At 70.4% G+C, this 19,803-nt stretch carries 14 protein-coding genes; 3 read left to right on the top strand and 11 right to left on the bottom strand.

Going from position 1 to position 19,803, the window contains the following annotated elements; all coding sequences use genetic code 11:
- Positions 1 to 63 precede the first annotated feature (63 nt).
- From serA to LRD69_RS23335, 6 genes are all read right to left on the bottom strand, one after another.
- Entirely contained in the window at positions 64 to 1,656 is a 1,593-nt protein-coding gene (gene serA / locus LRD69_RS23360) for a phosphoglycerate dehydrogenase (protein WP_277328500.1), read from the bottom strand.
- A 272-nt stretch (positions 1,657 to 1,928) separates the two neighbouring features.
- A complete protein-coding gene (ilvC, locus tag LRD69_RS23355) occupies positions 1,929 to 2,930 on the bottom strand; it encodes a ketol-acid reductoisomerase (RefSeq protein ID WP_277328499.1) in 1,002 nt (333 codons plus the stop codon).
- A 101-nt stretch (positions 2,931 to 3,031) separates the two neighbouring features.
- On the bottom strand, positions 3,032 to 3,559 hold the full coding sequence (ilvN, locus tag LRD69_RS23350) for an acetolactate synthase small subunit (RefSeq protein WP_018553223.1): 528 nt from the start codon (positions 3,557 to 3,559) through the stop codon (positions 3,032 to 3,034).
- 14 nt (positions 3,560 to 3,573) lie between these two features.
- A complete protein-coding gene (locus tag LRD69_RS23345; protein ID WP_277328498.1) occupies positions 3,574 to 5,430 on the bottom strand; it encodes an acetolactate synthase large subunit in 1,857 nt (618 codons plus the stop codon).
- Between the two features lie 207 nt (positions 5,431 to 5,637).
- Positions 5,638 to 8,475, bottom strand: a complete 2,838-nt coding sequence (locus tag LRD69_RS23340; protein WP_277328497.1) for an EAL domain-containing protein — start codon at positions 8,473 to 8,475, stop codon at positions 5,638 to 5,640.
- Positions 8,476 to 8,758: 283 nt separating this feature from the next.
- Positions 8,759 to 9,709, bottom strand: a complete 951-nt coding sequence (locus tag LRD69_RS23335) for a 2-hydroxyacid dehydrogenase (RefSeq protein WP_277328496.1) — start codon at positions 9,707 to 9,709, stop codon at positions 8,759 to 8,761.
- Between the two features lie 131 nt (positions 9,710 to 9,840).
- On the opposite strand from LRD69_RS23335, the gene LRD69_RS23330 reads away from it, so the two are divergent.
- The 3 genes from LRD69_RS23330 (at position 9,841) to LRD69_RS23320 (ending at position 12,390) form a co-directional block, all read left to right on the top strand.
- Complete coding sequence (locus tag LRD69_RS23330) at positions 9,841 to 10,797, top strand: aldo/keto reductase (protein ID WP_277329851.1); 957 nt, start codon at positions 9,841 to 9,843, stop codon at positions 10,795 to 10,797.
- Positions 10,798 to 10,959: 162 nt separating this feature from the next.
- Positions 10,960 to 12,114, top strand: a complete 1,155-nt coding sequence (locus LRD69_RS23325; RefSeq protein ID WP_277328495.1) for a PQQ-dependent sugar dehydrogenase — start codon at positions 10,960 to 10,962, stop codon at positions 12,112 to 12,114.
- A 30-nt stretch (positions 12,115 to 12,144) separates the two neighbouring features.
- Positions 12,145 to 12,390 carry a DUF6191 domain-containing protein gene (locus LRD69_RS23320; protein WP_277328494.1) on the top strand — a complete coding sequence of 82 codons (246 nt, stop codon included), beginning with the start codon at positions 12,145 to 12,147 and terminating at the stop codon, positions 12,388 to 12,390.
- Positions 12,391 to 12,460: 70 nt separating this feature from the next.
- On the opposite strand, the gene LRD69_RS23315 is transcribed toward LRD69_RS23320, so the two are convergent.
- The 5 genes from LRD69_RS23315 to LRD69_RS23295 form a co-directional block, all read right to left on the bottom strand.
- Positions 12,461 to 15,586 carry a helix-turn-helix transcriptional regulator gene (locus LRD69_RS23315; RefSeq protein WP_277328493.1) on the bottom strand — a complete coding sequence of 1,042 codons (3,126 nt, stop codon included), beginning with the start codon at positions 15,584 to 15,586 and terminating at the stop codon, positions 12,461 to 12,463.
- Between the two features lie 57 nt (positions 15,587 to 15,643).
- Positions 15,644 to 15,817 (bottom strand): hypothetical protein, encoded by a 174-nt coding sequence (locus LRD69_RS23310; RefSeq protein ID WP_277328492.1) that lies wholly within the window; start codon positions 15,815 to 15,817, stop codon positions 15,644 to 15,646.
- 271 nt (positions 15,818 to 16,088) lie between these two features.
- The gene (locus LRD69_RS23305; protein WP_277328491.1) at positions 16,089 to 16,745 is read right to left on the bottom strand and encodes a hypothetical protein; all 657 of its coding nucleotides are present in this window, start codon (positions 16,743 to 16,745) and stop codon (positions 16,089 to 16,091) included.
- A gap of 57 nt (positions 16,746 to 16,802) precedes the next feature.
- Positions 16,803 to 17,360 (bottom strand): GNAT family protein, encoded by a 558-nt coding sequence (locus tag LRD69_RS23300; protein ID WP_277328490.1) that lies wholly within the window; start codon positions 17,358 to 17,360, stop codon positions 16,803 to 16,805.
- 49 nt (positions 17,361 to 17,409) lie between these two features.
- Positions 17,410 to 19,629 carry an MMPL family transporter gene (locus LRD69_RS23295; protein ID WP_277328489.1) on the bottom strand — a complete coding sequence of 740 codons (2,220 nt, stop codon included), beginning with the start codon at positions 19,627 to 19,629 and terminating at the stop codon, positions 17,410 to 17,412.
- Positions 19,630 to 19,803 lie beyond the last annotated feature (174 nt).

Here is a 19,803-nt window from a genome sequence, read left to right as displayed (position 1 = left end):
CATGTAGACGTTCGTGTAAGACGTGCGTCTACATGCCGGGTACGGCCTGACCAAGGGCTGCGATCAGTCGTTCAGGTTCACCGAGCGGGCCGAGGTCGCGCCGATCTCCTCGGCGATCTCGGCCAGGACCGAGGCCGGAACGCTGTCGTCGACGGTCAGGACGACCAGCGCCTCGCCCCCCGCGACCGCACGCGAGACCTGCATGCCCGCGATGTTGAGACCGGCCTCGCCGAGAATCTTGCCGACCGTGCCGACGACGCCGGGACGGTCCTCGTACCGCAGGACGACCATGTGGTCGGCGAGCGCCAGGTCCACATCGTGCTCGCCGATCGCGACGATCTTCTGGAGGTGCTTGGGGCCGGCCAGCGTGCCGGAGACCGCGACCTCCTCGCCGTTGGCCAGCGTGCCGCGGACGGTCACCATATTGCGGTGGTCCGGCGACTCGGAGCTGGTGGTGAGGCGGACCTCGACACCGCGCTCCTGAGCGAAGAGCGGGGCGTTGACATACGACACCGTCTCGTCGACGACGTCCTCGAAGACACCCTTGAGCGCGGAGAGTTCCAGCACCTTGACGTCGTGCTGGGTGATCTCGCCGTACACCTCGACATCGAGGCGGGCCGCGACCTCGCCCGCGAGCGCGGTGAAGATCCGGCCGAGCTTCTCGGCGAGCGGCAGGCCGGGACGTACGTCCTCGGCGATGACGCCGCCCTGGACGTTGACCGCGTCCGGCACGAGCTCACCGGCGAGCGCGAGGCGCACGGACTTGGCGACCGCGATGCCGGCCTTCTCCTGGGCCTCGTCGGTGGAGGCGCCGAGGTGCGGGGTGCAGACGACCTGGTCGAACTGGAAGAGCGGGGAGTCCGTGCAGGGCTCCTTCGTGTACACGTCGAGACCGGCGCCGGCGACGCGGCCCTCCTTGAGGGCGGAGGCGAGCGCCTCCTCGTCGACGATGCCGCCGCGCGCGGCGTTGACGATCCGCACGGTGGGCTTCACCTTGTGCAGCGCCTCGTCGCCGATCAGGCCGAGCGTCTCGGGGGTCTTCGGCAGGTGCACGGTGATGAAGTCGGAGACCTCCAGCAGCTCGTCCAGCGCGAGGAGCTTGACACCCATCTGCGCGGCGCGGGCCGGCTGCACATAGGGGTCGTACGCGACGATCTTCATGCCGAAGGCCGACATGCGCTGCGCGACCAGGACACCGATGCGGCCGAGGCCGACGACACCGAGGGTCTTCTCGCTCAGCTCGACGCCGGTGTACTTGGAGCGCTTCCACTCGCCGTTCTTCAGGGCGGTGTTGGCCTGCGGGATGTTGCGCGCGGTGGCGACGAGCAGGCCGCAGGCGAGCTCGGCGGCGGTGACGATGTTGGAGGTCGGGGCGTTGACGACCATCACGCCGGCCTTCGTGGCCGCGGACACGTCGACGTTGTCCAGACCGACGCCCGCGCGGGCGACGACCTTCAGCTTCGTCGCGGCGGCGATGGCCTCGGCGTCGACCTTGGTGGCGGAGCGCACCAGGATGGCGTCGACATCGGCGATCGCGGGAAGGAGCTCGGCGCGGTCCGCGCCGTTGCAGTGCCGGATGTCGAAATCCGGACCCAGGGCGTCAACCGTGGCGGGCGACAGCTCTTCAGCGATGAGTACGACAGGTTTCGAGCTCACGTGAGTCCTCACAAGTCCAGTGCGGACGGCCGTCCCGACGGCCGCAGGCGGTGGAGGGGCTTGCCGCGTGGAAGACGCACGACACTGTGGGCCTGACGCGTGTATGTGTGGAGCAGTGTAGTCATGCGCGACGGCGCATTCTGCACCCCGATGGAAGGATCACCCACACGGGGCTGGACGACTTGTACACACGTACGGCGCCGCCTCTTCCAGCGGTGATGTGGGAAAAGCGCGGCGGGGCGGGTCAGCAGACCCGCCCCGCCGCGAAGGACCTACGCGTCCTCGTCGTTGACCCAGCTCATGAGCTTCCGCAGCTCACGGCCGGTGGTCTCCAGCAGGTGGTCGCTGTCGGCCTTCTTGTACTCGTTGTACTTGGGCAGACCGTTGTGGTACTCGGCCATCCAGTTCTTGGCGAAGGTGCCGTCCTGGATCTCCGCGAGGACCTTCTTCATCTCGGCCTTGGTGGCGTCCGTGATGATCCGCGGGCCGGTGACGTAGTCGCCCCACTCGGCGGTCTCCGAGATCGACCAGCGCATCTTCTCCAGGCCGCCCTCGTACATCAGGTCGACGATGAGCTTCAGCTCGTGGAGGCACTCGAAGTAGGCAATCTCCGGCTGGTAGCCGGCCTCGGTCAGGGTCTCGAAACCGGCCTTGACCAGAGCGGCGGTGCCGCCGCAGAGGACGGCCTGCTCGCCGAAGAGGTCGGTCTCGGTCTCCTCGGTGAAGGTCGTCTTGATGACGCCGGCACGGGTGCCGCCGATGCCCTTGGCGTACGACAGGGCCAGCGCCAGGCCGTTGCCCGAGGCGTCCTGCTCGACGGCCACGATGCACGGAACGCCGCGGCCCTCCTCGTACTGACGGCGGACGAGGTGGCCCGGGCCCTTCGGGGCGACCATGCAGACGTCGACGTTGGCCGGCGGCTTGATGAAGTCGAACCGGATGTTCAGGCCGTGGCCGAAGAACAGCGCGTCGCCGTCCTTGAGGTTGTCCTTGATGGACTCCTCGTAGACCTGGGCCTGGAGCGGGTCCGGGACGAGGATCATGATGACGTCGGCCTCGGCGGCGGCCTCCGCCGGAGTCACCACGCGCAGGCCCTGCTCCTCGGCCTTGGCCTTGGACTTGGAGCCCTCGTGCAGACCGACACGGACGTCGACACCCGAGTCACGCAGCGACAGCGCGTGGGCGTGGCCCTGGCTGCCGTATCCGATGACCGCGACCTTGCGGCCCTGGATGATGGACAGGTCGGCATCGTCGTCGTAGAACAGCTCGGCCACTGGGTCTCTCCTTGGTGTGCAGGTGTTGCGTCCCACCGTACGGCGGGGTGCGCCAGTTTCGTTTTCCGGTCTCGCCATACGAGCGGCGAGGGGGTGGTGCCTTAAGCCGTACGGTCGAGGGCGCGCAGCGAACGGTCGGTGATCGAGCGCGCGCCGCGCCCTATGGCGATGGTGCCGGACTGGACGAGCTCCTTGATGCCGTACTGCTCCAGCATCTTGAGCATGGCCTCCAGCTTGTCGGCGCCGCCGGTCGCCTCGATCGTGACGGCCTCGGGGGAGACGTCCACGGTCTTGGCGCGGAACAGCTGGACGATCTCGACGATCTGGGAGCGGGTCTCGTTGTCGGCGCGGACCTTCACCAGGACGAGCTCACGCTGGATCGCAGCGGACGGCTCGAGTTCGACGATCTTCAGTACGTTGACCAGCTTGTTGAGCTGCTTGGTCACCTGCTCCAGCGGCAGGTCCTCGACATTCACGACGATGGTGATGCGCGAGATGTCGGGGTGCTCGGTGGTACCGACGGCGAGGGAGTCGATGTTGAAGCCGCGTCGGGAGAACAGGGCCGTGATCCGGGCGAGGACACCGGGCTTGTTCTCGACCAGGACGGAGAGCGTGTGCTTGGTGGACATGGAGTCGGTCTCTCTCAGTCGTCTTCGTTGTCGCCGAAGTCGGGGCGGACACCGCGCGCGGCCATGACCTCGTCGTTGGAGGTGCCGGCGGCGACCATCGGCCACACCATGGCGTCCTCGTGGACGATGAAGTCGATGACGACCGGGCGGTCGTTGATCGCGTTGGCCTCGGCGATGACCTTGTCCAGATCGGCCGGGTCCTCGCAGCGGATCGCGTGGCAGCCCATGGCCTCGGACAGCTTGACGAAGTCCGGCACCCGGGTGCCCTTCGCCGGTGCGCCCTCGCTGTCGGCTCCGGAGTGCAGCACGGTGTTGGAGTACCGCTGGTTGTAGAAGAGGGTCTGCCACTGGCGGACCATCCCGAGCGCGCCGTTGTTGATGATCGCGACCTTGATCGGGATGTTGTTGAGGGCGCAGGTGGTCAGTTCCTGATTGGTCATCTGGAAGCAGCCGTCGCCGTCGATCGCCCAGACCGTACGGTCCGGCATGCCGGCCTTGGCGCCCATCGCGGCCGGGACCGCGTAGCCCATCGTTCCGGCGCCGCCGGAGTTCAGCCAGGTGGCGGGCTGCTCGTACTGGATGAAGTGCGAGGCCCACATCTGGTGCTGGCCGACGCCCGCCGCGAAGATCGTGCCTTCGGGGGCGAGCTCGCCGATGCGCTGGATGACCTGCTGCGGGGAGAGGCTGCCGTCCTCGGGGAGGTCGTAGCCGACCGGGTAGGTGTCGCGCCAGCGGTTGAGGTCCTTCCACCAGGCGGAGTAGTCGCCGGTGTGTCCCTCGGTGTGCTCGGCCTGGACCGCCTGGACGAGGTCGGCGATGACCTCGCGGGCGTCACCGACGATCGGCACGTCGGCGGCGCGGTTCTTGCCGATCTCCGCCGGGTCGATGTCGGCGTGGACGATCTTGGCGTACGGGGCGAAGCTGTCCAGCTTGCCGGTGACGCGGTCGTCGAAACGGGCTCCGAGGGCGACGATCAGGTCGGCCTTCTGCAGCGCGGTGACGGCGGTGACCGAACCGTGCATGCCCGGCATTCCCACGTGCAGCGGGTGGCTGTCGGGGAACGAACCGAGCGCCATCAGGGTGGTGGTGACGGGCGCTCCGGTGAGCTCGGCGAGGACCTTCAGCTCCGCGGTGGCCCCGGCCTTCATGACGCCGCCGCCGACGTACAGCACCGGGCGCTTGGCCTGGGTGATGAGCTTGGCGGCTTCGCGGATCTGCTTGGCGTGCGGCTTGGTGACCGGACGGTAGCCGGGCAGGTCCTGGGTCGGCGGCCAGCTGAACGTGGTCTTCGCCTGCAGGGCGTCCTTGGCGATGTCGACGAGGACGGGGCCCGGGCGGCCGGTGGAGGCGATGTGGAAGGCCTCTGCGATCGTGTGCGGGATGTCCTCGGCCCGGGTGACCAGGAAGTTGTGCTTGGTGACCGGCATCGTGATGCCGACGATGTCCGCCTCCTGGAAGGCGTCCGTGCCGATCGCCGCGGAGGCCACCTGGCCGGTGATCGCGACCAGCGGGACGGAGTCCATGTGCGCGTCGGCGATCGGCGTGACCAGGTTGGTGGCGCCCGGACCGGAGGTCGCCATGCAGACGCCGACCTTGCCGGTGGCCTGCGCATAGCCGGTGGCGGCGTGTCCGGCACCCTGCTCGTGACGGACCAGCACATGACGGACCCGGGTGGAGTCCATCATCGGGTCGTACGCCGGAAGGATGGCGCCGCCGGGAATGCCGAATACCGTCTCGGCCCCCACCTCCTCGAGGGAGCGGATGAGGGACTGCGCACCCGTGACGTGCTCAATGGCGGCGGGGGACGATCCGCCCGTACGGGCCCGCGGCTGGGGATGATGGGCCCCGGAGGCCTGCTCGGTCATCGGCATCTCTTCTCGAAAGCTGAGGGTTTTTGCGGGGTTTTGAGGTGTGTCAGTACAACAAAAAACCCCTCGTGCCGTGAGGCAAGCGAGGGGAGCGCGTCGGTGCGGTCTGCAGAGTGTCCGTGAGGGACTCCGCTTTCAGCCGACGCGCTTTCCAAGTACGAGAATTCGGGTGCGCATGGCATTGACCCTCTCTCCGACGCGCACGGCATGTCAAGTGGGTGGGATGCGCGTCTCAGAATGTGAGCTGGTGAGAAGCGGGGCCGAACCACCCGTCAGGACCGGCTGGTCGACGGAACCGCCGGGCACCGGGAACTCCCCGCGCACCAGGGTCCGACGGAGCCGGTACTCGTCCAGCGGCCCGGAGAAGGCCATCCCCTGACCATGCGTGCAGCCCATGGCGCGCAGCGCGAGGACCTGCTCCGGTACGTCGACCCCGTCCGCCACGGACTGCAGACCGAGGTCGCAGGCGATCCTCAGCAGCCCGCTGGTGATCTTGTGCAGCCGGGCCGACTCGACGACGCCCTCGACGAGCCCGCGGTCCAGCTTCAGGACGTCGATGGGGAGTCGGCGCAGCGCGTTGATCGCTGCGTAGCCGCTGCCGAATCCGTCGAGAGCGATCCGTACGCCCAGTCGGCGCAGCGCGACGAGGCGCTGTTCGAGCTCGTCGAAGGAGACCCGGGGGTCGTTGTCGGAGACCTCGATCATCAGCGCCCCCGAGGGCAGGCCGTGCCGGGTCAGGAGCGCCTCGACGGAGCCGAACGGCATCGCCTTGTCCAGCAGCCGCCGGGCGGAGAGCCGGACGGCCACGGAGACCTGGTGCCCGGCCCTGGCCCGGTCGGCGGCCTGCTCGACGGCCTCTTCGAGGAGCCAGCGGCCGAGCTCGGCGGTGCGGTCGCTGTCCTCGGCGACGCGGAGGAACTCGGCGGGGGTGAACAGGATGCCCTGGGCGGACCGCCAGCGGGCCTGTGCCGCCACCGCGGCGACGGTGCCGGTGGCGAGATGGACCACGGGCTGGTGGAGCAGGGCGAACTCGCCCTCCCGCAGGGCGGTGTGCAGCCGGGCCGCGAGTTCGGAGCGCCGTACGACGTCGGCCTGCATCTGCGGGGCGTACAGCTCGACACGGTCCTTGCCGGCCGCCTTGGCGCGATACATGGCGAGGTCGGCGTTGCGCATGAGGTCGGTCGGGGTGATGGCGGGCTCGGCGAAGGCGACACCGATGGACGCGGCGACGCGGACCTCGCCGCCGCCGATCCGGTACGGCTGCGAGAGCATGAGGCGCAGCCGGTCGGCGATCTCGTGGACCTGGTAGTCCCGGGCCCCCTGGTCGCGCGTGCCGTCGCCGATGATGAGCGCCGCGAATTCGTCGCCGCCGAGGCGGGCGGCGGTGTCCCCCGCCCGTACGGACTCCTGGAGGCGGCGGGCGGCCTGGACGAGCAGCTCATCGCCCGCCTGATGGCCGAGACGGTCGTTGACCGCCTTGAATCCGTCGAGGTCGATGAAGAGCACCGCGGTACCCGGGTCGCCGGCGCGGCGGCCGCCCAGGGCCTGGCGGACCCGCTGGGTGAACAGGGCCCGGTTGGGCAGGTCGGTGAGCGGGTCGTGCTCGGCGTTGTGCTGCAACTGGGCCTGCAGCCGCACCCGTTCGGTCACATCCCGGCTGTTGAAGATCAGCCCGCCCTGATGACGGTTGACGGTGGACTCCACGTTGAGCCAGTCACCGGTGCCCGACCTGAACCGGCACTCGATCCGTGTGGTGGGTTCCTCGCTGGGCGGCGCGGCCAGAAACCGCCGCACCTCGTGGACCACGCGCCCCAGGTCCTCGGGATGAATGATCGAGGCGAGCTCCGAGCCGACGAGATCGTCGGCCTCACGTCCGTAGACACCGGAGGCTGCGGGGCTGACGTACCGGAGTATGCCGGTGGGGGCGGCGATCATGATGACGTCGCTGGAGCCCTGGACCAGCGAGCGGAAGTGGTTCTCCTTCTGCGCCAGTTCCTGCGTGAGCGCGATGTTGTCGACGAGCATGATGCCCTGCCGGACGACCAGGGCGAGCACCACCAGACAGCCGGTGAGGACCACGACGTGGTCCACCCGGCGGCCCTCGATGACGTTGTAGAGGATGCCGAGGGTGCAGACGGCAGCGGCGAGATACGGCGTGAGGGCGGCCAGAGATCCGGCGATCGGCCGGCTGGTGGCGCGCGCGGAGGGGTGCGGCTGGACAGCGTTGCCGCGCGTCCGGTTCGCGCCCCAGGGGGCGTACGCGAGAAGCAGCGAACCGGCGAACCACCCGGCGTCCAGCAGCTGGCCGGAGTGATAGGTCTGGCGCAGCAGCGGCGAGGTGAACAGCGCGTCCGAGAGCACGGTCAGGGCGAGCGCGGCGACGGCGGTGTTCACCGCGGAGCGGTTGACGTTGGCCCGCCGGAAGTGCAGGGCGAGCACCATGGAGACCAGCACGATGTCGAGCAGCGGATAGGCCAGCGAGAGCGCCGCGTGGGGCACGCTCGCCCCCTCGCTGTCCGCGAGATGCGCGGTGTGGGCGAGGGCGAGGCTCCAGGAGAGCGTGAGGAGCGATCCGCCGATCAGCCAGGAGTCCAGCATCAGACAGACCCAACCGGCCTTGGTGACCGGACGTTTGGCGAGCACGAGCAGACCGACGATGGCGGGCGGCGCGAAGCAGAGGAAGAAGACGTCGGCGAGGGACGGACTGGGGACCGGGAGGCCGAGCACGACCTCGTAGTAGCCCCAGACGGCGTTTCCCCCGGCCGCCATCAGCGAGGAGAACGAGAACAGCAGCCAGGCGGGCCGAAACCGGTTGCACGCCGTGTGCGCGTAGACGAAGCAGGAGACTGCGGCGATCAGGGCCGCGGCACTGAGGCCGAAGTCACCCATGACGAGAGCCAGTTCGGGCGAGCCCCAGCCGAAGGCCGCCCCCACGGCGTAACCCCCGCAGACCAGGCCGAGGAGGATCTGCGAGACCAGCCCGGACACTCCGCCGATGGCCGACTGCCGGGAACGGAACGCCCCGAGAGCGCTTTCCGGGGCGCTCACCGAGGTGTCCCCGAGGTCGTCGGATGGGTGCGGGCACGGCGAGATGGGCGTCCCGGCGGTCTCCGTCGACCGCCCTGCCGCGTCGGATCGTTCGTCCATCGGCCGTACATCGCCCGTCGCCCCCCTCGCGTTCCGCTGCCGCCCCCGCACCGTCTCTTCCACGGCGCAGCCCCATTCGGGACGATACACCAGACCCGTCACAGAGGGACATAGTTCCTCTACTCTCCGTGACCGATCAAGCCGTTGTCGGCACTGTGCGCAGCGAAACGGCTTCGCAGCGTGGTCAGTCGGTGGTGAGTACCACGTTGTGTACCGGCTCCCCCGCGGCGAACCGGGTGAGCTGGCCGGCCAGCAGCCGCCTGGCCCGCGGCAGGAACGCCGAGGTGCTGCCGCCCACATGTGGCGTGATCAGGACGTTCGGAGCATGCCAGAGGGGGTGGCCGGCGGGCAGCGGTTCCGGGTCGGTGACATCGAGGGCGGCCCGCAGCCGACCGGACTCGAGTTCGGACAGCAGGGCCTTGGTGTCCACGACGCCGCCCCGGGCGACGTTCACGAGCAGCGCGCCGTCCGGCATCGAAGCGAGGAAGTCTGCGCTCACCAGCCCTTGCGTGGAGGGGTTCAGCGGAGTGGACAGAATGACGATGGCGGCTTCGCGCAGCAGTACGGGCAGGTCGTCGAGTGTGTGTACGGGGCCGCGTGCGGTTGTCCGCGCGGAGCGCGCGACGCGCGCCACCCGCGCACACTCGAAGGGCGCGAGCCGGTCCTCGATGGCGGCGCCGATGGATCCGTACCCCACGATCAGCACGGATTTGTCGGCGAGCGCCGGGTAGAAACCGGCCCGCCACTCCTCCTTGTCCTGGCCGCGGACGAACCCGGGAAAGCCCCGCAGCGAGGCGAGCACCAGCGCGAGGGCGAGCTCCGCCGTCGAGGCCTCGTGAACCCCCTTGGCGTTGCACAGCCGCACCCCGGCGGGCAGTCGGCCGAGCGCCGGCTGGACATGGTCGATGCCCGCGGAGAGCGTCTGCACGACCTGGACCGCCCCCATTTCGGCGAGCGGGCGGGCCGCGATCTCCGGCCCCTTCATGTAGGGAACGACATAGAAGGCGCAGTCCGCGGGGTCGGCGGGGAAGTCCTGCGCGCCGTTCCAGAAGCGGTAGGTGAGGCCCTCGGGAAGTCCTTCGATCTCGTCGGCCGGAATCGGCAGCCATACATCGGGCGTCGTCATAGAAGTCATGGTCAGGAGGCTATGCGAAGCCCGGAGGACGGCAGAGGCTACTTTGGGATGCGGTGTGGTCCCGTGACGGCGGGGCCGAGGGAGGGTTCGGGGAGTTGGAGCGCAGGAGTCTCGGTGCGGCGGCGCTCGCCGTGGGTGCGGTCGGGCTCGGCTGCATGCCGATGAGCTGGGCGTACAGCACGTCGCAGCAGCGTGGTGACCGTGCGTTGCGAACGGTGCACGCGGCGCTCGATGCGGGCGTCCAACTGCTCGACACGGCCGACATGTACGGCCCCTTCACCAACGAACTCCTGATCGGGAGGGCTCTGAAGGGGCGCCGGGCCGATGCCTTCGTCTCCACCAAGTGCGGGCTGCTGGTGGGCGATCAGCACATCGTGGCCAACGGCCGCCCCGGCTATGTGCGCCGGGCCTGCGACGCATCGCTGCGGCGGCTGCAGACCGATGTGATCGACCTGTACCAGCTGCACCGGGCCGATCCCGAGGTGCCGGTGGAGGAGACCTGGGGCGCGATGGCGGAGCTGGTCACGGCGGGAAAGGTGCGGGCACTGGGGCTGAGCGCGGTCGGGGCGCGGGCGACCCGCAGGCCGGGGGCACGGATGCATGACGGAACGATCCGCCAGCTGGAGCGGGTGCAGCAGGTCTTTCCGGTGAGCGCGGTCCAGGCGGAGCTCTCGGTGTGGTCGCCGGAGGCCCTCGACACGCTGCTGCCGTGGTGCGAGGCGCGCGGCGTGGGGCTGCTGGCCGCGATGCCGCTGGGGAACGGCTATCTGACGGGCACGCTGACTCCGGGCCAGGGTTTCGAGCCGGACGATCTGCGGGCCAGGCACCCGCGGTTCACGGCCGAGATGATGGCGGCGAACCAGCCGGTGGTGGTAGGGCTGCGGCGGATCGCCGAGCGGCACGGGGCGACTCCGGCGCAGGTGGCGCTGGCGTGGGTACTGCGCCAGGGCCCGCATGTGGTGCCGGTGCCGGGCACGAAGCGGGAGCAGTGGGCGGTGGAGAACGCGGGGGCGGCCGGGCTGGAGCTGACCGCACAGGACCTGGCGGAGATCGCACGGCTGCCGCGGGCGCGCGGGTCGTGGGACTGAGCGCAGAAATTCCGCCGGCATGCGGAACCCGGGACGGGGCTGCGGTGTAAGAACAGTAGTCATGCAGCCGTCGAAGGGATCGGTGCCGTGCGCGTTTCTGTATGCGGATCCGTGAGAACCCGGGGGGAACGCCCGCGTGGGACGCCCGTTGCGCGCCGCGCGATGGTGACCGCGGTCGCCGTGGGCTCACTGCTGGTGTCGGGGTGCTCGTCGAGCGACGGTTCACGGAGCACGGGGAGCGACGCGGCAAGCACGACACACGCACCGCCCTCCTCGTCCTCCGCTCTGCCGCCCCCGTCCTCGCTGCCGCCCGCGAAGGGCTCGGTGAGGGTGGTGTCGACACTGACCGGGGGACTCGCCTCCCCCTGGGGTCTGGCGGAGCTGCCCGGCGGTGATCTGCTGGTGTCCTCACGCGACGAGAGAACGATCACACGGATCGACGGGAGGACCGGAAGCAAGACACTGCTGGGCACGGTGCCCGGGGTGTCGCCCGCAGGGGAGGGCGGATTGCTGGGGATCGCGATCTCGCCGGCCTATGCCTCGGACCAACTGGTGTACGCGTACTTCACGACGGATACCGACAACCGCATCGCCCGCATGCGGTACGACGAGCACGGCGGCACCGGCAGGCAGCTGGGGACGCCGCACACGATCCTGCGGGGCATCCCGAAGGGCGGCATCCACAACGGCGGCCGGATCGCCTTCGGCCCGGACCACATGCTGTATGCGGGGACGGGCGAGACGGGGTCCACCGGGCTCGCGCAGGACAAGAAGTCCCTGGCGGGCAAGATCCTTCGGATGACCCCGGACGGCAGGCCCGCACCGGGCAACCCGGAGCCCGGCTCGGTGATGTATTCGTACGGGCACCGCAATGTGCAGGGGCTGGCCTGGGACAGCCGGGGTCAGCTGTGGGCGTCCGAATTCGGGCAGGACACCTGGGACGAGCTGAATCAGATCGTGCCCGGTGGGAATTACGGCTGGCCGAAGTACGAGGGCAAGGCCGGCAAGGAGGGTTTCCTCGCCCCCGTGGCACAGTGGAGGACATCGGAGGCTTCCCCGAGCGGGATCGCCTTCGCCGCGGGCTCGATCTGGATGGCGGGCCTGCGCGGTGAGCGGCTCTGGCGGGTCCCGCTGTCCGAAATCCCGGACAAGGAACCTCTGGCGGCCCCGCAGTCGTTCCTCGAAGGAGAGTACGGCCGGCTGCGCACGGTGCTCGCGGCGGGCGGCAACAAACTGTGGCTGGTCACGAGCAACACGGACACCCGTGGCACACCGGAATCGGGAGACGACAGAATCCTGGTGCTGGAGGTGCGATAGCGGCGACAGCAGGTGAAAGGGTGCGAGCCGGTGTTCAACTTCTTCGAGGAACTCTTCGCCCCGGGCCGCAAGCACGCCGCGGAGGAGCAGAAACGGCTGGAGCTGACTCGGGTGGACCTGGGCGTGGGCGATCCCGGCCGTGGCCCGATAGACCTGGCCTCGGGCAAGGTGACGGTCCGCCTTCCGGAGGATCCGGCGCCTGACGCCGAAGACGGGGGCGAGGACGCGGACGGGGACGAGAACGCAGACGGGCCCTCGGGCCCGACCGGCGGGTGAGGACCGATCGGCCACCGGCCGTGACCGCCCTGTCACCCGCAGCCGCACTCCACTGGACAGCCGCGCCCCGTTAGGAGGAGCGGTACAGGCGGAGGCGGTGGGCGAGAGCCGCGGCCTCGCCGCGGCTGGCGACGCCGAGCTTGGCCAGAATGTTGGAGACGTGCACGCTCGCGGTCTTGGGTGAGATGTAGAGCTCCTCGGCGATCCTCCGGTTGGTGTGCCCGGCGGCGACAAGCCGGTGCACATCCTGTTCGCGCCGCGTCAGCCCGAACGACTCCACCGCCGCGGCCGCCGCTTCCCGGCGCCGCTCCTCGGCGCGCTCCCGCTCCGCGGCCCCGTCCATGGCGGTGCCCTCGGCCGCGACGGTGACCGCGGCAGGGATCTCGCCGGCGGGGGCGGTGAGCGTGATCCGGGCGCGGCCGGCCATCAGCTCGATGGTCTCCGCCAGCGGACGCGCACCGAGCCGTTCGGCGGTGCTGTGAGCAGTGCGCAGGAGGCCGGTGGCCTCGGCGCGGTCGCCGGAGGCGATGAGGAGGGCCTCGGCCCAGCGGTGGTGGACCTGGGCCAGTTCATAGGGGCGGTGCAGAGGAGCGAAGGCGGCGGCCGCGCGGGCCCAGTGGCCAGGCGTGTCGGCACCCTCGGCGCGGGCCAGCTCTGCGGTGATCAGCAGGCCGTACGCGGCCCAGACCGGAACCACCATCGGCAGGTGCTTCATGTGCGTGCGTATCAGGGCAAGGACCGCGGGCCGGCCGGGGTCCGCGGCGGGCAGGCCCCGGGCGTCCGCCTCGGCTGCGGCGGCGACATGGAGCAGCGGCAGCGCGTACCGCTGGGTGCCGGTCGGGAAGCCCTGCTCCGCCAGGGCTTCGAAGGTCACCCGCGCCTCGGGGAGCCGGCCCTGCTGCACGGCCAGGGTCATGGCATGGCGGGCAAGGGCGATGAAGTGCTGCGGCTGGGGGTCGCTGGAGCCGAAGTGGCGTCGGCTCAGCGCCAGTTGCACCTCGGCCTCGGCGATGTCACCGCGGGCGAGAGCCAGTTCGGCGTGGCGCAGGGCGACGAGACCCTGCGCCTTGCGGGACTGGGCGACGCGGGCCGCCACCTCGACGGTGGCCCGGCTCTCGTCCCAGCGGCCGAGGGAGAAGTACGACGTCGCCTGGTTGGAGCGGACCCAGGCCTCCGAGTCGGAGAGGCCGTGACGGTGACAGACCTCGATGCCGTGGTCCGCTGCGGCCACGGCCTCCAGGGAGCGGCCCATCGCTTCGAGCGTGGAGGGGAGGTTGATGCTGGCGCGGTCCATGATGCCGACCAGGTGGAGTTCGTCGGCGCGGTCGCGGACGGCGTACATCTCGGCGATGCCCTCGTCGACGGCGCCCGCGTCGGCGGTGAGCCAGCCACGGGTGAGCCTGGCGTGCAGCTCGATGTACTCGTCGCCGACGAGCTGGGCGTACTCCACGGCCCGGTCGGCGGCGGCGAGCGTCTCGGCGCCGGGACGGTGCAGGGCGCCCCAGCCGGCCACGCTCATGAGGACGTCGGCGTGCACGGCGGACGGTGGCAGGCCGCGGACCAGGTCCTGGGCGATGGCCAGTTCCTGCCATCCGTCGCCGCGGGTGAGGCCCTGCACCAGGTGGGAGCGCTGGACCCAGAACCATGCGGCGCGCAGGGGATCCGCTTCGCCGTCCAGGAGCCGTACGGCCTTCTTGGAGATGGCCAGGGCCCGTTCGCGGTCGCCGCCGAAGCGGGCGGCGACGGTGGCTTCGGCCATCAGATCGAGGTAGCGCAGCGGAGTGGCGTCCGGGTCGCAGCCACAGGCCGGGTACACCTCGGCGTAGTCGATGGGGCGCAGGGTGCGGCGCACCTCGTCGGGAACGTCGTCCCACAGCTCCATGGCCCGTTCCAGCAGCCGCAGTTGCTCGGAGAAGGCGTAGCGGCGGCGGGCCTCGACGGAGGCCTTGAGTACAGCGGGGAGGGCCTTGGCCGCATCGTGTGCGCCGTACCAGTAGCTGGCGAGGCGGGTGGCACGTTCACCGGCGCGGACGAGGGCGGGATCGGCTTCCAGCGCCTCGGCGTAGCGGCGGTTGAGGCGGGAGCGTTCGCCCGGCAGCAGGTCGTCGCTGACGGCCTCGCGGACCAGCGAGTGCCGGAAGCGGTAGCCGTTGCCCTCCGGGGTGGCGAGCAGCAGGTTGGCGCCGACGGCTCCGCGCAGCGCCCCGATGAGGTCGTCCTCGGCAAGCCCGGAGACCGCGGCCAGCAGTCCGTACTCGACGGTGGAACCGCCCTCGGCGATGATCCGGGCGATCCTCTGTGCGTCCTCGGAGAGCGTTTCGACGCGGACGAGGAGGAGGTCGCGCAGCGAGTCGGAGAGGCCGGCGCTGTCGCAGGACTCCAGGCTGCAGGCGAGCTCTTCGACGAAGAAGGCGTTGCCGTCGGACCGTTCGAATATCTCGTCGACGAGGGCGGGTTCGGGGGTGGCCGCGAGGATGCCGGTGAGCTGGCGGCCGACCTCGGCGCGGTTGAAGCGGGCGAGTTCGATCCGGCGGACGGTGCGGAGCCGGTCCAGTTCCGCGAGGAGGGGGCGCAGGGGGTGGCGGCGGTGGATGTCGTCGGCCCGGTAGGTGCCGACCACGACGAGACGGCCGCTGCGCAGGGTGCGGAAGAGATAGGCGAGGAGGTGCCGGGTGGAGGCATCGGCCCAGTGCAGGTCCTCCAGCACGAGGACGACGGGACGGTCCGCGGATATGCGTTCGAGCAGTCGTGCGGTGAGTTCGAAGAGCCGGGCGGTGCCGTGCTCGTCGGTGGCGTCACGGTCGGCTTCGCCGAGTTCGGGCAGCAGCCGGGCCAGTTCGCCCTCCTGCCCGGCGCATGCCGCGGCCATCTCGTCGGGCAGGGTGTGGCGCAGGGCGCGCAGGGCCGTGGAGAACGGGGCGTACGGCAGCCCGTCGGCACCGATCTCGACGCAACCGCCGACCGCGACGACGGCATCGCGCCGGACGGCCGCCGTCAGGAATTCCTCGACCAGCCGCGTCTTGCCGACGCCCGCCTCGCCACCGATGAGCAGCGCCTGCGGCTCCCCGCCAAAGGCCCCGGTACGGCCGGGTGGTCCTGCGGTGGCGCGGGCGAGCGCATCGGTGAGCGAGGTGAGTTCGGCGGCGCGACCGACGAACACGGGACTGACGGACCTGGTCTCCACGCCGCCGAGCATCGCACATGGGTCCGACGCCGTGGCGGCTGAAGGGGAACCGGCTGTCATCGCCTGCGCTCAGGCGGCGTGGACGAAGCGGTCCCGGATCGTACTCACCACTCCTTCGTCCTCGTTGCGTCCGGAGCGGCGCTCGACGCGGCGGGCCCGGCGGGCCTGCCGGACGACGCGCGCCTGCTCGGCCCTGCGGAGGAGTTCGGCTTCGTGGGCCTTGTGGAGCTCATACGCGAACATGTGCTTCTCCCTGATGACGACGGCCCGTTGAGGGCCTGGCGGACGGGCAGTCGGTGTGCGGGCCGGGAATCCGCCCCGCTCGTTTCTGCCGTGCCTCCACTGTCGTCTCCCAGGGGGTGCCGCCACATCGGGCGAGTTCCGCATCTCCGCGCGGTGGGGGGCCTTAGGCGCATGCGGTGGGTACCGCATGCGGACCGAGGCCCCCCACGTGGATGCCTTAGGGCATCGCCGGCCGGTGCGTACCGGTCGTTCTCCGCTTCCGGGTCAGCCCTTAGCCGGCGGCGGCGCTCGCGGCCGGCAGGGCGACGATGAGGTCGAAGTACATGCCGACCGAGATCAGCACGCCGAGGACACCCAGTGCGATACCGGCGGTCGCGAAGGCGCGGACCCAGCCGGGCTGCGGGTCCCCCGGGGCGCCGAAGGCCGGGCGGACCAGCGCGAAGACGCCGACGAGCAGGGCCAGCAGGGCGAAGAGGCCGTTGACGAGGGCGGTGGAGTGCCAGGCGTCGCCGTAGATCTCGGAGATCTGCTGGGCCACCGAGCCACCGGAGGCGGTCTTCATCTGGCCGAGCAGGGTCTCGCGCTCGGCGACGACCCGGCCTGTCCAGGCGCCGGTCAGTCCGACGACGCCGAGGCCGGCGGCGACGACGGCCGCCGAGGCGGCGACGAGCCCGGACGGCGCCCGGTGGGAGTCGTCGTCCTCCAGGTCGTGGTCCGGATCGTCGTCGAGGCCGTCGTCGGGGCCGGAACCCGGACCCGAGTCCCGGTCGGGGTCGGAATCCGCATCGGCGCCGGGGCCACTGCCCTCGCGCACCGCGCGCTCGCCCTCGGCTTCGGTCGCCGCCTCGTCGAGGCTGTCCGCCGGCCGCTCCCCGTGGTCGCTTTCGGCGGTGGGAGCTTGCGGGGTCTGGGAAGTCGTGGGGTTCATGGCCGCAGGCTAGGCCGCCCGGATGAGAACCCTCTTAACGCCCGCCCCGGGCCCGCCTCAGCCCCGCTGGGAGGCGCGCCATTCGGGGGCCAGCACGGACCAGATCTCCGAGTCGTGCCGCACACCGAGGTACAGATAGTTCTGACGCAGCACGCCGTCGCGCGTCATGCCGAGGCGCTTGGCCACGGCAACACTGCGCGTGTTGGCCGCGGACGCGTGCCACTCCACCCGGTGCATGCCGCGCTCCTCGATCGCCCAGTCGATCAGCTTGCGCGCCGCCCGGGTCACCAGGCCGCGCCCCTCCCCCGCGGGCTCCAGCCAGCAGCCGATCTCGCAGTTCCCGGACTCGGTGTCGAAGATCCGGAAGAGGACGCCGCCGACCAGGGTGCCGTCCAGCCATATGCCGTACAGCCGGCCGGTGTCCGCCGCCTGCTTCTCGGCGTACCGCTGCAGCAGGGCGCGCGCCGATTCGAGGTCGGTGGCGAAGCCGGCGAAGGGGATCCATGGGTCGACGAGCCCGCGTGCCCGGTCCATGTGGACGAGGAACTCCTCCGCCTGCCAGATCTCCAGCGGGCGCAGTTCCGCACCGTCGTCACCCAGGGGTGCCGCGAACATCATGCTCCTTCAACGTGGTCCGGTGATTCCGGGGTGATCGCACACGATCTCAGTGGACGCGCAGTACGACCGGTTCGTCGCCCTTCCTGCCATCTGCCCCGGAAATCCTCGCACGCGGCGCCCGGCACTCGGGCGGTTCGATGCTGATGCGCGGCAGCCACCGGTCCAGCCGGCGCGGCAGCCACCAGTTCGCGTCGCCCAGCATGTGCATCAGGGCGGGGACCAGCAGGGTGCGCAGGACGAAGGCGTCGAGCGCGACCGCAGCCGCGAGCGCGATGCCGAACATCGCGATGACCCGGTCCCCGCTGAGCACGAAGGCGAGGAAGACCGAAATCATGATCACCGCGGCGGAGTTGATCACCCTGCTCGTCTCGGCGAGGCCGACCCGGACCGCCCGCCGGTTGTCGCCGGTCTCCAGCCACTCCTCGTACATCCGGCCGACCAGGAACACCTGGTAGTCCATGGAGAGCCCGAAGAGAACGGACACCATGATCACCGGAAGGAAGGGCTCGATGGGTCCGGCGCCGCCGAGCCCGAGCAGCTCGCTCCCCCACCCCCACTGAAAGATCGCGACAACGACTCCGAACGAGGAGGCGACGGCGGCCACATTCATCGCGGCCGCCTTCAACGGAATACCGATCGACCGGAAGGCCAGCAGCAGAAGCAGGCAGCCGAGCCCTATGACGACCCCGACGAAGAGCGGGAGTTTACCGACGATGACCTGCGCGAAGTCGTCGTAGCCTGCGGTCACGCCGCCCACATGGGCCTGGAGCGAGGTGTTCGCCTCGGCCTGGGGCAGGACGTCCGTGCGCAGCCGGTCGACGAGGGCGCTCGTCTGCCGGGCCTGCGGCGACGACGTCGGGACGACAGTGACGAACGCCGTGTCGCCGCTGCTGTTGTACATGACGGGGCCGGCCGATGCCACGCCTTCCGTGGCCCTCAGTGTGGCGGGCAGTGCGTCCATCGCCAGCCGGTCGTCGGCACCGTCGAGCTGCGCGGCGATCGTCAGGGGACCGTTGATGCCGGGCCCGAAGCCGTCGGCCAGCAGGTCGTACGCCTGCCGGGTGGTGGACGACGAGGCGTCGTTGCCCTGGTCGGAGGTGCCCAGATGCAGCGAGAGCGTGGGCAGTGCAAGGACCAGCATCACCACGGCGGCTGCGCCGCCGAGCAGCTTGGGGTGGCGTTCGACGAAGGCCGACCAGCGCGCCGCGAAGCCGGTGGGGAGTTCGGGCTGCGGTCCGTGCTCGGCGAGCTGCCTGCGTTCACGCCGGCTCAGCGCCCGCATCCCGATGAACGACAGCAGCGCGGGCAACAGGGTCACCGAGGCGGCGACGGTCAGCACGACGGTGAGGGAGGCGGCGATCGCGACGCCGTTGAGGAAGCCGAGCCGCAGGATCAGCATGCCGAGCAGGGCGATGCAGACGGTGGCCCCGGCGAAGACGACGGCACGCCCGGTCGTCGCGACGGCGTTCCGTGCCGCCTCGGCGACCGTCAGACCGCGCCGCAGCCCGCGGCGGTGCCGGGTGACGATGAAGAGCGCGTAGTCGATGCCGACGCCCAGGCCGATCAGCATGCCCAGCATGGGGGCGAAGTCGGCGACGGTCATCAGGTGCCCGAGCAGGACGATGCCCGCGTACGCCGTTCCGACCGAGACGAGGGCGGTGGCGATGGGCAGCACGCTGGCAGCGAGCGATCCGAAGGCCAGGAAGAGGACGACCGCGGCGACGACCACCCCGATGGCCTCGCTGAGGTGCGCGGACGGCGCTTCGGTGAGGGCGGCGACGGAGCCACCCAGTTCCACCTGGAGTCCGTCACCGGCGGCCGCCTTCGCGGTGTCGACGACGGTCCGGGCCCGCTCGACCGGGATGTCGTCGGCCTGGTGGTCGAAGGTGATCGTGGCGTAGGCGGTGTGTCCGTCCGCGCTGATCTGCCCGGCGCCGGAGGCCCCGTAGGGCCCGGTCACGTCTCCGACGCCCGGCAGTTCCTCGATCGCGTGCAGGGTCCGGGTCATCGTCTGTACGACGTCGGCGGCCCGGACGGTGGAACCGGTGGTGTGCCAGACGATGGTGTCGGTGTCACCGCCGAGATCCGTGAAACCGCCCTTGAGCAGCTGGGTGGCCCTGCCCGACTCCGTACCGGGCACCTCGTAGTCGTTGGAGTACGCGGAACCCGCCAAGCCCGCCGCGGTGGCCGCGCCGACGAGGGTGAACAGCCAGATGAGGACGGCAAGGAGACGGTGCGTGACGCACCAGCGGGCGATGGCAGCCAACGAATGTGCTCCCTGGTGGTTCGTCTTCTTCGGGAGATCTGATGAACAGCCCGTAAAGAACGCTTGACCTGAGAACCGTCACTCTGGCAGCCACCAGTGATCATTTGCCCGTTTCGTGGCGATGCTCACAGTGTCTGATTATTCCCTTACATGCCCGATATCCGGCTTACCTCA

It is taken from the genome of Streptomyces sp. JH14 (genome assembly GCF_029428675.1).
GTDB lineage: Bacteria > Actinomycetota > Actinomycetes > Streptomycetales > Streptomycetaceae > Streptomyces.
This window is presented reverse-complemented; position numbering and strand designations above follow the sequence as displayed.